Here is a 13,364-nt window from a genome sequence, read left to right on the forward strand (position 1 = left end):
ACGTCACACTTTTGCTAGGGATGAGGCCTGCTACTCCGATACATTTCACTCGGTTCTTACGAATGCTGAGGGAGTGTTGTGAACTTTTCTGGTCTGTTGTTGCGCGCCAAGTCGGTCCGCCTCGTTGTTGCCGGCGCCATGGCGTTGGTGCTCGCTAGCTTTGGGCTGACGCTGGTCGCGGCCCCCGCATCGGCGGCTGCGTCCCAATTGACGGGCACAGTCTTCAACGACTACGACCATGACGGAGTCAAAGACGCCGCAGACGTGGGCGTCGCGGGCGTAAAGATCTACGCGTACAACGACGCGGGGACTGAGCTAGCCGCGACCACCGGTGCCGATGGCACGTACACGATCGCCACCGGCAGCGCCGCCGGCTTCCTGCGAGTGGAAATGGCCGTCCCGTCCGGCTACGAGTCCTCGCGCATCGGCGCCGACAACAGGACCTCAGTCCAGATTGTGCCCCTCGCGGCCGACAGTTCGGCCTCGGGAGTCGACTTTGCAGTAGAGCAGCCCGGTGACTATTGCCAGGACAACCCCACGCTGTGCACCACCGTTTTTCCGTGGGCAGTGTCGGACGCAAACAAGAACTACCTGAGCAACACGGGGCTGCTGAGCTTCAGCTACAGCCAGGCTGAGATCTACGCGAATGGCAGCAACGCGAACACGAAGCTCACGACTGGCGACAAGACGGGTGCGCTGTACGGCGTCGCGTCAGATCCCGTCACCAAGGACATCTTCACGTCGTCTTATCTCCGTCGCAAGGCACCGTTCCTGACGGACAGCGGTGTTGCCACCATCTATCGTCAGAGCGGTTCGACCTTCTCTACGCTCGTTGACCTCAATGCGCTGTTCTCGAACAGTCCCGGCGGTGCAAACCCGCACCCCAAGTCGCCGGCGACGGGTGCGAACGCCGTCGATTGGTTCAAGGACTCGAACCTCTCAGATGCGTCCAAAGACACCGCGCAGTTGATCGGTAAGCGAGGGCTAGGCGACCTCGAGGCCTCGAATGATGGGCGCCTGCTCTACGTGGTAGGCCTGAATGACCGCAAGGTCTACCAGGTGCCCACCACCAAGAGCTCCGCATTGGTCGCCAGTGATATCACGTCGTTCTCGGTCCCCACGAGTGTTAACAGTTGCAAGCCAGCCGACGTGCGTCCTTTTGGGCTGGGTATGAGCCCGGGTGGGGTACTTCACGTGGGTGCCGTGTGTTCCGGCGAGTCCGAGACCTTCAACGACGCTGCGAACGACACGCTCCGGTACTACGTCTGGACCCTCGACCCGGCCGGCTCGGGGACGTGGACTTTGGTGCTCGACGCCGACGTGGACAACGAACAGCAGATTCGTCGCAATGACGAGTTCCCTACTGACAAAATCGATCGGTGGAATGCCTGGCACTTTGAGCACGCGTGGGCCGATCAGAACCGGGGCACAGCGACCGACAACTCGCGCCTCGGTCGTGAAATCCAGCCGCAGCCCATGCTGACGGACATCGAGTTCGATGGCGCCAACCTCATCCTCGGTATCCGAGACCGCTACGGTGACCAGATCCCCGGAAACGACAAGATTGAGGCCTCGAACCCGTACCCGCGCGGGCTCGGTGACACGCTCCGCGCGTGCTCGGTCGGTGGGGGTTCATACGCCATTGAGGGCGCCACCGGCTGCACCCACACTGGTACCGAATACTTCAACGGCGACGACGCATCCGACAGTTGGGACGAGGGCGCGATGGGAGCGCTGGTTAATCTGCCGCTCAAGGCGGGCCTGTTGTCCACGTCCTACGACCCGCGAGGCTACACGAGCAACGCGGCGCAGGCTCAGGTCAACAACCGCTACGACGAGAACGGCATCATCAACCTCAAGAAGAGCGACAACGGTGGTCAACTCGGCTCCTATGCCGTCTATAACAACACCGGAAAGACCAATCCGGCGAGCGCCAACCCCAACCTGGCTACCAACCCACAGACGTATTGGGGCAAGGCCAACGGGCTTGGCGACCTCGAGGCGCTCTGCGACTCCGCACCGCTCGAGATTGGCAACCTGGTCTGGAAGGACTCCGACCGCGACGGCATTCAGGACCCCAGCGAGCGTGGCATTGAGGGTGTCACCGTCCAGCTACTCAATGCTTCAGCCACCCCGGTCGGCACCGCGGTCACCGACGCCGATGGCTACTATCTCTTCACCACAGACGCAACGCAGGCCAATGCGTTGGACGACGACAGCATCGGCGGCGGGCTTGCCTACCGCCAGGCCTTCACCGTGCGCATTGGAAGCGCCGCCGACTACGCCACCGGCCCGCTCTCGGATTTGATGCTGACCAAGGCTGAGCAGACTCTGGGTGCGGATCGTTCCGACGACGCCTATGCCGGTCAGTCGTACGCGATCGACTCCAACCCAGCAACGCCCGAGTCCGGTGCGCTTGCCACGGACTGGTTTCCGGACATCGCGATCTCTGCGGAGGACACCAACCCGGGCCAAAACGACCACACGCTCGACGCTGGGTTCGCGGACAAGGTCGATTACCTTCCCGTCGACCTGGCGCTGACCAAGACCTTCGAATCAATGACGGGCTCGTACGTGGACGGCGACGCCGCCGTGACCTTCACCATCACCGTGACAAACCAGAGCGACCAGGCGGTCGAGCCCGTTCGGGTGGTGGACTACATCGACGCGAGTTCGTTCAAGGATCTCGCCGCGGATCAAACCGTGGCGCTTGACTTCGATGGCGCCACCACCGACGTGGACGCAGACTGGGTGGTGTCCGGAAACGGCTCCGAGTCGGTTCCGTCCCTCACGATTCCGTCGCTCGCCGGCGACGAGTCGGTGACGTTCTCCATCACGCTGCAAGCCGCCGCGAACCCCGAGGCATCGGACAGTCCGCTGCTGAATACCGCTGAGATCAGCTACTTCGACACTGATGGTGACGCGGACAACGGCGACTCCGCCGATGGCGGCGTGGTGCCCGGTATTGTCTACGACATCGATTCAATCGCCGATGCTGTGGCCGACAACGACGGCGACATCACCGACGACGACACGGACGGCGAGCGCTTCACCAACGATGGTGAGACGTCGACCGCGAACACCGAGGGCGACCTCGACGAGGACGACCACGATGTGGCCGAGGTGCCGCTGTTCGACCTCGCGCTCGAGAAGAACCTGGGTTCCGACCAGGCAAGCTCACTCAATGGGCCGATGCCGGAGCAGGTTGCCTTTAACGTCACCGTGACCAACGAGGGCCTAGACACTGCCTTCGCCATTGCGGTCCAGGATCGTCCGGGCACCGACATGGAGATTGTCACGGATCCCTCCGCGGACAACCCCACGTCGCAGACAGTGGTCGGCGAGCCCACCGACGTGGAGCACACCGTCACGTACAGCGGTGACGACGAGTGGACTATCGATCACCTCGCGGCTGGAGAGTCCGTGACCTTCGAAGTTCTCGTCGACGTCACCAGCGACACGCGCGCCAAGTACATCAACACGGCAGAGATCGTGGACTTCGACAACGACGCCAACCTCGAGAACGACCTGCCTTCCTTCGTCCTCGATGTCGACTCGACGCCCAAGAACGACGTTGGCGACGAGGACGACCAGGACACCGCAGAAGTGACAGTGAACCCGATGCGAATCGGCTCGCGCCTGTTCCTCGACGACGATGGCGACTTCACCGCCGCATCGGGCGTCGGATCGGGTGCCGTGGTCCAGCTCATCGACACCAAGGGCACTGAGGAGGAAGAAGACGACGTCGTTGTCGCGACGACGCTGACCGACGACGACGGCTACTACTTCTTTGACGACGTGAGCGCGGGCGAGTACCGCGTGGGAGTGCCGACGGATCAGACCCTGGCACAAGGAGACGACGAAGTCCTCGACGGCTTCATCTCCGTCCCGGGTGTTTCTACGAACCCGTCGACCACCAACACCGAGATTGGCGACGCCGAGGATGACGGTGCGCCGGCTACGGGTTGGTTGGCAATCTCTGCTGCGTTCTCGATGGCGCAGGGTAGCAACCCTGAATCGTCCGAGGCAGACCTCGCTGCGGCGGGTGGCGACTATTCGGATGCCCAGTCGAATCTGAACATCGATTTCATCTTCACGGAGGTACCGACATACCGCGTCGGCAACCTGGTGTGGGAGGACGCGAACAACAACGGCGTCAAGGACGATGACGAGGTCGGCATCGAAGGCGTGACGGTCGAGCTCCGCAACGTGGGAGACGACACCGAAACGGACGATGCTGTGGACACCACCACGACCGACGAGGACGGCAACTACGCCTTCAGCGACGTGCCCCAGGGTGACTACTACGTACGCATCGCGACCGCGGTCAACGCGAGTCAGCTCGGCAGTTACGCGCCGTCCACCCCGGTCGCGGGCGTCAAGAACCCCGATGCTGCGCCGCTGGAGGACGACGACATCACTGTCGGCATCGCCCCCAGCCCGGCCATCGCGGACACCACCGTGGTGAGTGGCGCGTTCACTCTGGGTGACGAGGCGGATCCCTTTGAGGCGGATGAGCCTACCGACGAGGGCGCCGAGGGTTGGGCGAACGACTCCGTCGGCGATCACGCTAACAACCGCTCGGATCTCACGATCGACCTTGGCTTTGTTCCAGGGCTGCGTCTGGGCAACAACGTCTGGCTCGACGAAGGCGCTGGTGACCACCAGAACAACGGCATCTTCGATGAAGACGAGTCCGGACTGACGGGTGTCACCGTGAACCTGTACGTGGACGACCTGACCGGCGAGCCCGTGCGAACCACGACGACCCGCGCAGGGGGCTTGTATGAATTCGTGGGCCTCAGTGCAGGCGTCACCTACTTCGCGGCGATCGACTCGATTGATGCCGCCCAGGGGGAGTCTGATCTCCAGGCGTCCTCCGTGGTCTCCTCGAGTGCGATCCAAGCCGACGACGACAACGACGGTGCCCCGGCATCGGGCAAGCTTTCCGTCTCCGGACCCATCGTGCTGACGGTCGGCAATGCACCCATCGCCGAGGACGACGCCTCCGCTGACGAAGACGGAACCGCCGAGGCCGCGGCGAACGCCTCGCCGCGCGTCCCCGTTCCGGACGTCAACTCGTACCTGAACGTGGACTTCGGCCTCATCAACGTTCCTACCTACCGCATCGGAAACCTGGTGTGGAACGACATCGACAACGATGGCGTGGCAGAACAGGGCGAGCCCGGCTTCCACGGAGCGCTCGTGCAGCTCCTGGATTCCACGGGCAACGTCATTGGCGAGACGGTGACGGACTACGACGGCACGTACGAGTTCACCAACCTGGTGGCCGGCAGTTACGCGGTGAACATCCCGGTGGACCAGTTGGATACCGCGGTGGCAGGGGAACAGCATCCCGACACCGGGCTTTTCGAGGGCTTCCGAGTCTCCGATAACGCGAACGTCACGCCAGGTGACGGCGTCGACAACGACTCCAACTTTGTGGCGGGCTACAACCCGAACGATGCTACGCAGTTGATCGGGTGGCGTACTGCGCAGTTCTCAGTGGGCACTCCGATCGACGGCGCGCCGACCAACGAGGTATCGCGCTCGGGCGAGGACGACCACGACAGCGAGGACGCAGGCCAGGAGGCGGGAGACGCGAGTCCTCGCATCGACGACGACCGCTCCGACTTCACCGTCGACGCGGGGTTCTACCGCCTGTCCGTGGGCAACCAGGTTTGGCTCGACAGCGGCGAGTCCGGAATCTACGAGGACGGCATCGATGCGCCCGCGGTGGGCGTCACGGTACTGCTGATCGACGCCGAGTCCGGGGACGTGGTCGACACGACTGTGACCGACGAACAAGGTCTCTACCTGTTCGCCGGCCTCCTCGATGGCGGCAGCTACAAGGTCACCATTCCGGCGAGCAATTTCGCCGTAGGAGCGGTGCTGGACGGCTACTACTCGGTGTCCGGATCATGGGTATCGCTGGACGACGGTTATGACCGCGGCATCAATGGCGCAGACTTCGCCGACGTGTCGAGCGCACCCTTCACGGCCATCGCAAACGGCATGCCCACCGGGGAGGACTCGCTCCAGGCGGAGGGCAACGGCGACGAGTTCTCAGACGCGAGCACCAACCTGCTGGTGGACTTCGCCTTCTACAACCTCGAGGTTGGAGGCCTCCTCGGTCTGGACGCGGACAACAGCGGTGTGTTGGATCAGGACGAGCCCATCCGCTTTGCCGGCGTGGGCGTGCAACTCATCTACGGTCACAGTAATTACGGCAGCGACGTCAACGACAACGCCGGTACACCGGTGCTCGGACGTGACGGCCAGCCGCTGGTGTCAGTCACCGACGAGAACGGCAACTATTCATTCCACGGCCTGCCCGAGGGTGACTACTTTGTGCAAATTCCCGAGGCGTACTTCAAGGTGGGCGCCGCCATGCAGTACGTCGCATCGTCGACGTACCCAGAGAACGACGCCTCAGCGCCGGACGTGAACGGCAACCCCATCGAGTTGGACGACAACGGCTACCCCGTGTCCGGCGACGCCCGTTCTCAGGGGCCGGTGCGAACCAAGTCATTCGCGCTGTCTCAAAACCGCGAGCCCGTTGGGGACCCCGAGTCCGCGTATGGTGTGCTGCAGCCCAACTCGAACCTGACGGTTGACCTGCTGTTCTACTCGATTCCCCCGGGAGAGCGTGAGCTCCTCCCCGGCGACATCGTGGCCCAGTGTGTGGGCGACATTCCGTGGCTCAACTACTCGTTGCAGCTTCCGGAGGGATTCACCACCCAGGATGCGACGCCGTTGACCATCACGTTCAAGCACCCGACAGACCCGTCGCAGGACTACGTGATTCAGAACCAGCCGCTCGCAGGAGAGATCCTGTGGCCTGGTGCATCGGCAACCGCGCCGCTGCAGTGGCCCGGTTGGGAGCAGTTGGCCGACGGTTCGTATGTGGAGACCGATGGCAACTACGCCTGGACCCGTGATGGTGTCGAGGTGCTGTTCCAGGTCAACCCGGAGTACACGGTGACTTTGCAGTACCCGCCGGCCACGCCGGAGTGTGCGACGAGTCCCGAGGACGTGCCGCCCACGGAGGTGCCCCCGGCGCCTGCCCCGGATCCGGATCCCTCGTCTACGCCGAGCCCCGTGCCCACGCCGGCGGCGTCCACGACGCCAGCGCCTGCTCCGACTCCATTGCTGACCACGGTCACCGAGTTGTCGGGAACCGGCGCGGACTCCGGCCTGCAGCTTGCCGCCGCCATTGGACTCGCTGGGCTTGGAGCGCTGATGCTGTTGATGATTGCACGGCGCAGGCGCTACTAGAACAACGTGACGCACGTGGGGCCCTGACCTATCGGTTGGGGCCCCATGTGTTTGTTCCGTCGTGCCGTTGTGCAACCGTGACATCTCGCGGAGTCCGGGTGTCGCCGACGTTGTTACCCTGTGAACATCGTTGCAATGATGCGCGGATAGCGAGGTGGCACGTGGAGTCGAGTACCCGGCTGAGCACGCTCGCATCGCGCACTCCAGACGGCGTGAGCGGTCAGGCGGTAGACATTCTTCCCGATGCCCGCCAAGTCGAGGTGGATCGTGCGCTCGGCGCGGTGGACGCCGGACATGGCAGCATCGTCTGGACCGGCGAGTACGGCATGGGCCGCTCCACGCTTCTCGATGCGATTGGTGAGCGCATTCGCCGCGGAGGCGTGGCGGCCGACGTCATGGTTGCGAGGCTGACCGTGGAAAGCCGCACGACGGGCCGTGGTGGTCCGCAGGGCGCAATCGGCGACCTTGTCGCGTTCCAGGTTGAAGGTGCCCCTGGAGAACCCCATGACGGCATCGCGCGAACGCTGACACGGGTTCTATCAGGGGCCGAGCCGGACAGAGATGGGAGAGATTCGACGACGCTGCAGTCGCTGGTGGGCGACCGTACGCTCGTGCTCGTGGTCGACGACCTCGAGGACAGTGCGCCCGCGGTCCTAAACCGTCTCCTGCTGATGGCGCGCAGCGAATCGCACCGGAGAGTCCTGTTGGCAACGTCGGTGTGCTCGCCGTTTGGCCAGCGTCCCCCACACGACGTCGACGTGCGACAGCTGCCGCCGCTGACCACCGAGGCCGCACTCCTGGTCCTGGCGAGTGCGGGGTGCCTACCGGTGGCACCCCACGTCGCGAGGCGGTTGGTGGACAAGTTGAATGGGAACCCGGCCTGCCTGATTCAAACGGCTCGAGTCCTATCCGGCGAGCAGCTGGCCGGGACGTCACTATTGCCCGACCCGCTGCCCGTGGTTCCGGCGGTCCGCGGTGCCCTCGCGCCCCAGCTCGAGGGCCTGACCGCCCGCGACAGGGGAGTGCTCCTCGCAGCCGCCGTGACGGTGGTGGACCGCCTCGACATCCTTACGGCTGCGACGGGAGTGTCTATCGTCGCGCTTACCCAGGGAAAGTTGGCCGATCAACTGGATCCCATCGCCGGTCGTTTTGCCTTCGCGGACCCTCGCCTGCGCGCACTCATCCACGGGGACGCGAGCCTTGCCGAACGGACCACGGCGCACGTCGCACTGGCCTCCACGCACCGTGCGGCGGGGGACCAGGAGATCGCAGCCTGGCATACGGCCCTCGCCACGCTGGTGGGAGATTCAGCCGTCGTCCCCAAGTTATTGAGCCTCGCTCACCGTCATCTCGACCGGGGCGACACGGAGTGGGCCCACGCCGTCGCCCGTGAGGCTGTGGGCCATGCCACTGGCGACGAGCGGTTGCGGGCTTGTGAACTCTCCGGACTCGCCGCGGTGCTGAGTGGGCACATTCACGACGCCGCTCACTGGCTCCCGCACGCGGCTCGCAGCGGCGACCTGACGTCGAGAGCGCGGACGCTCTTGGGCCTGACCATGACTCTGACCCTCACCGAGGGTCGGGTGCCCGACGATCTGCTCGAGCGCACGCGAGCGGAAGCTGCGCGACTCGAGGGCACGAGTGAGGCGGACCAACGAACGGTGACCGAGGTGGCGCGCGGTCTCACGGTGGCCGCGTGCCTGCACTTTGAGCGCGGAAACATCGACACGGCTCGCGACCGCTTGGCCGAGGCGGCCGCCCTCGTTGGAGTGGAGGAGCGCTGCGCCCACGAGGGGACATCGCTCGCGCGGGCATGGCTCGCGATGTATGGGGACGAGTTCGCCGCTGAGGTCGACCTCCCGGAGCACACCAGGCTCGTGGATGACGAAGCCCTGGGAGCGGTGGCGCGAGCCGTCACTCTGATGCATCGAGACGAGAGTTCCGCGGCGGCACGCGTGCTCGCGAGCGCGGTCGCGGAGCTCGCGCCGCTGCGCCACGGTGGTCGCTGGTTCGACGGGGCCGACCGCGCTGTCTCGCCCCTGGTCGAGGCTCATCTCCGGGTGGTTCAGGCGCTCGTGGAGATGCGCGCGGGAGATGTCGCACGGGCCGCGATGACTCTTCGCGATGCGGCAGCGAAGTTGCCGGTCGGGATGGTCTTTGCGGGACTAGGCGTGACGCTGAGCCGCCGGCTTGATACGGTACGCGACGGACGCATCGGCGTGACGTCCACGGCGTTAGCCGCCACCTCGCCGTGTGCAGCAGGTGCGCCTATGCGGCTGGGAATGCTTGTGGACCGGGCGCTCGCCGCATCGTTCCGAGAGGAACACGTCCAGGCGGCCACCCTGCTCGAACTAGCAGCGGAGCGCGAGACACGTGAGCGAGGCGTGGTGATGGCGGTGCCAGGACTTGACGCCGTCGAGACGTGGTCCATGGCGGGTCGCCCGGATGAGGCTCGGCGCGCGCTTGATCGTCTTCAGGTAAGCCTCACTGCGCTTTCACCCGCCGTGCGCGACGCCTCACTTGCCAGAGCTCTGCTCGCGCTCGCCACCAAGACGGACGTGGCCCAATTAGCGTCCAGGGCGACGCTTGCCGGCCGGCGACTCGAGTCGGCGTACGAGCGTGGCAAGGTGGAACTCAGCATCGGCCGGGCAATGGCCCGCCTCGAGATTCGCGAGTCCGCGTTGGCCCACTTGATGGCGGCTCAGGACCTATTCGAGGAGTCGGGAGCCCAGGCGTGGGTCGCGTTGGTGGGACTCGAAGGGGAGCGTGCGGGGCGTGGCGCGTCGGACCGCGCCTCGATACCTCAAGCAGGATCTGCGCGAGCAGACGCGACCCGCACGTCTTCCAGTGAGCGGGTTACCGCGCCGGTGGAGGTCGAGCCGTCCCATCATGACGATTGGGCGGCGGAACTCACCGAACGCGAGCTTGAGGTGGCGTTGCTGGTGGCGCAAGGGTTGGCCAACCGCGAGGTGGCCGCACGGCTGTTCTGCTCTGTTCGCACCGTGGAGGTGCACCTGGGGCGTGTGTATCGCAAGCTCGATTTGCGATCGCGATTTGAGCTCGTGGTGTTGGCGCACACCCCCGACTCGAGCATGTAGCCACACTCGCATCGTTTCGTACGTATATCTACGTACGTGCAGTATGTGAGGAAACCTAACAATGTGGTGAATGCGCATAGCGCAGTCGCCCGGACTCTCCCTATTTTGGTTCTACGGCTGAGGGCCCGAACCATCCGCACAATGATGTCGCGGTAAGGAAGAGAAGGTAGCCACCATGCACCCGCCCACCCATCAACCGTCAGCAGTTCGCCGCCCCACTAGGGGGATCGCGGCGACCGTGCTGGCTAGCCTGTTAGGGGCAACTCTGACTGCGGTGGCCGTCACGGCCAGCGCCACGGGCGCGAGCGCCGCCACTGCAAAATGTGAACCCGCGTGGTCCGCCGGCGCCACCTACGTCGGCGGAGATCTCGCCTCCTACGACGGAGAGAACTACCGCGCTGCGTGGTGGACGCTTGGCGACACCCCGGGTGCAGCACAGTGGGGCCCGTGGAAGTCGCAGGGGGAGTGCGGCGGCATCGTGCCGGACCCCGACCCTTCCGTGACTCCCGACCCGGAGCCCTCAGTGACACCGGATCCTGAACCCTCGGTGACTCCCGATCCAGAGCCCTCTGTCACCCCAGACCCGGAGCCGTCGGTGACGCCCGATCCCGAGCCCTCGGTCACTCCCGACCCAGAGCCCAATCCCAACGCCAACCCGGACGAGCAGTGTCGCCCCGACGGCATGGCGCAGACTCCCGGCGTCGACACCCCGTACTGCGACGTGTACGGCACTGACGGACGCGAGATTCTGCCCAACAGTTTGGACCGCCGCGTCATCGGCTACTTCACCAACTGGAGGACCGGCAAGAACGGCGCCCCGCAGTACCTGGCCAGTGACATTCCGTGGAACAAGCTCTCCCACATCAACTACGCCTTTGCGCACGTGGGCCCCGACAACAAGGTGTCGGTCAACGCTGACGTCGCCGGCAACTCGTCGACGGACATGACGTGGCCAGGCACGCCTGGTGCGGAGATGGACCCGTCGCTGCCGTACACCGGGCACTTCAATCTGCTCAATAAGTACAAGGCGGCCAACCCCGGCGTGAAGGTACTTCCCGCCGTGGGCGGTTGGGCCGAGACCGGCGGCTACTTTGACGGCAATGGCGACCGTGTCGCATCGGGCGGCTTCTACACCATGACGGAGTCGCAGGCCAAGATCGACACCTTTGCGGACTCCGCCGTGGACTTCATCCGCGAGTACGGGTTCGACGGCGTAGACATTGACTACGAATACCCCACGTCCAACAACCAGGCTGGTAACCCCGATGACTTCGCCTTCTCCGACGCTAAGCGTGGAGAACTGTTCGAGGGCTACGTGGCGCTCATGAAGACGCTGCGTGAGAAGCTCGACGAGGCTGGCGCCGAGGACGGCGAGTACTACATGCTCACCACCGCGACGCCCTCCTCCGGGTGGTTGCTGCGCGGTATGGAGGTCTTCCAGATCACCCAATACGCTGACTACGTCAACATGATGACCTACGACCTGCACGGTGCCTGGAACAAGTTCGTGGGCGGCAACGCGGCGCTCTACGACGACGGCAAGGACGCCGAACTCGCTGCGGGCGGTGTCTACACCGGGTACAAGGGCATCGGTTACCTCAACGCCGACTGGGCCTCGCACTACTTCCGCGGTGCCATGCAGGGCGGCCGCATCAATCTGGGCGTGCCGTTCTACACTCGCGGCTTCCAGGGAGTGACCGGCGGCACCTACGGCATGGGAGGCACGGCGGCAGCACCCGCGGGCTTCACCTGCCCCGCAGGCACCAACGGCAAGTGCGGCTGGGGTGCCGAGGGGATCGACAACCTCTGGTACGACACGGACCCGCAGGGCAACGCGGTTCCCGCCGGCGTCAATCCCATCTGGCACGCGCTCAACCTCGAAAACGACATCGTGGGGGATTACGCCGCGGCGTACAACGTGCCCACCACCATCGAGGGCAACTACGAGCACCACTTTGACCCGGTCACCAAGAACGAGTGGTGGTGGAACCCGCAGACCAAGGTGTTCCTGTCCGGCGACTCGACCGACGCGATCACGGCCAAGGCCGACTACGTCAACGACACCGGCCTGGGCGGCCTGATGATCTGGGAGCTCGCGGGAGACTACGGCTTCAACGAGGCCAAGGGCCAGTACGAGATGGGCGAGACCCTGGTGGATCTCATGCACGACAAGTTCACCAGCACCACGCCTTACGGCGCGAGCAAGGCGAACGCCGACCGGCCGATGCCGTCGCAGGCTCTTGACGTCAGCATCGACTACACGGAGTTCGCCTTGGGAGACAACAACTACCCGATCTCTCCCAAGGTCGTCTTCCGCAACAATGGCTCGTCGGATATCCCGGCAGGCTCGACGATCTCTTTCCAGTACGGCACCACCGACACTGGCGAGATGAGCGACTGGAGCGGCTACGGCACCAAGGTGACCAAGAAGGGCCACACCGGAAACAACGTGGGCGGACTCGACGGCGACTTCCACACCGTGGCCTTCACCGTTCCTACCGGCGGCATCCCCGCTGGCGGGTCGATCACCAACCAGCTCAAGTGGGCGCTGCCTGTTGCGCAGTTCTCCAACGTGATCGTCACGGTTGATGGCACCGACTACGCCACCACCTACGACCACCCGCGTGGCGTGACCGTGGTCAACGCCTCGACCGGCGGTGGCGGCGACGACGGAGACGGCGATGGTGGTGACGGCGGTGACCCCGGCGCATGCACCTCCGCGGCCTGGGACAGCGGCGCTGTCTACAACGGCGGCGCCAAGGTGAGCCACGGTGGTCACGAGTGGACTGCGCGCTTCTGGACGCAGAACAACGAGCCGAGCATCGCGGACCCCTGGGGGCCGTGGGCAGACGCCGGTAGCTGCTGATTGGGGTGGCGGGCCATCGATGCCCGGTGTCCCGCCACCTGCTTCATCCTCCGGACAAACCACGTCCGGGACGCGCTCGTGGCCGCACCTGCCCCGAGCGCCCCTAGCACCATCAAGTACGT

3 protein-coding genes are annotated in these 13,364 nt (G+C 64.9%); all 3 read left to right on the top strand.

Features of this window, described 5'->3' with window-relative positions:
- The first annotated feature begins 78 nt into the window (after positions 1–78).
- The 3 genes from AOP73_RS06120 to AOP73_RS06130 all read left to right on the top strand — a co-directional run bounded on the left by AOP73_RS06120 (position 79) and on the right by AOP73_RS06130 (position 13,242).
- Positions 79–7,278 carry an SdrD B-like domain-containing protein gene (locus AOP73_RS06120; protein WP_061963885.1) on the top strand — a complete coding sequence of 2,400 codons (7,200 nt, stop codon included), beginning with the start codon at positions 79–81 and terminating at the stop codon, positions 7,276–7,278.
- 161 nt (positions 7,279–7,439) lie between these two features.
- Positions 7,440–10,376: a helix-turn-helix transcriptional regulator gene (locus AOP73_RS06125; RefSeq protein WP_061963887.1), complete on the top strand. Its 2,937-nt coding sequence runs from the start codon at positions 7,440–7,442 to the stop codon at positions 10,374–10,376.
- Positions 10,377–10,650: 274 nt separating this feature from the next.
- Positions 10,651–13,242 carry a glycosyl hydrolase family 18 protein gene (locus AOP73_RS06130; RefSeq protein ID WP_201774494.1) on the top strand — a complete coding sequence of 864 codons (2,592 nt, stop codon included), beginning with the start codon at positions 10,651–10,653 and terminating at the stop codon, positions 13,240–13,242.
- The last annotated feature ends 122 nt before the right edge of the window (positions 13,243–13,364 follow it).

It is taken from the genome of Demequina aurantiaca (assembly GCF_000975135.1).
Classification (GTDB): Bacteria; Actinomycetota; Actinomycetes; order Actinomycetales; family Demequinaceae; genus Demequina; species Demequina aurantiaca.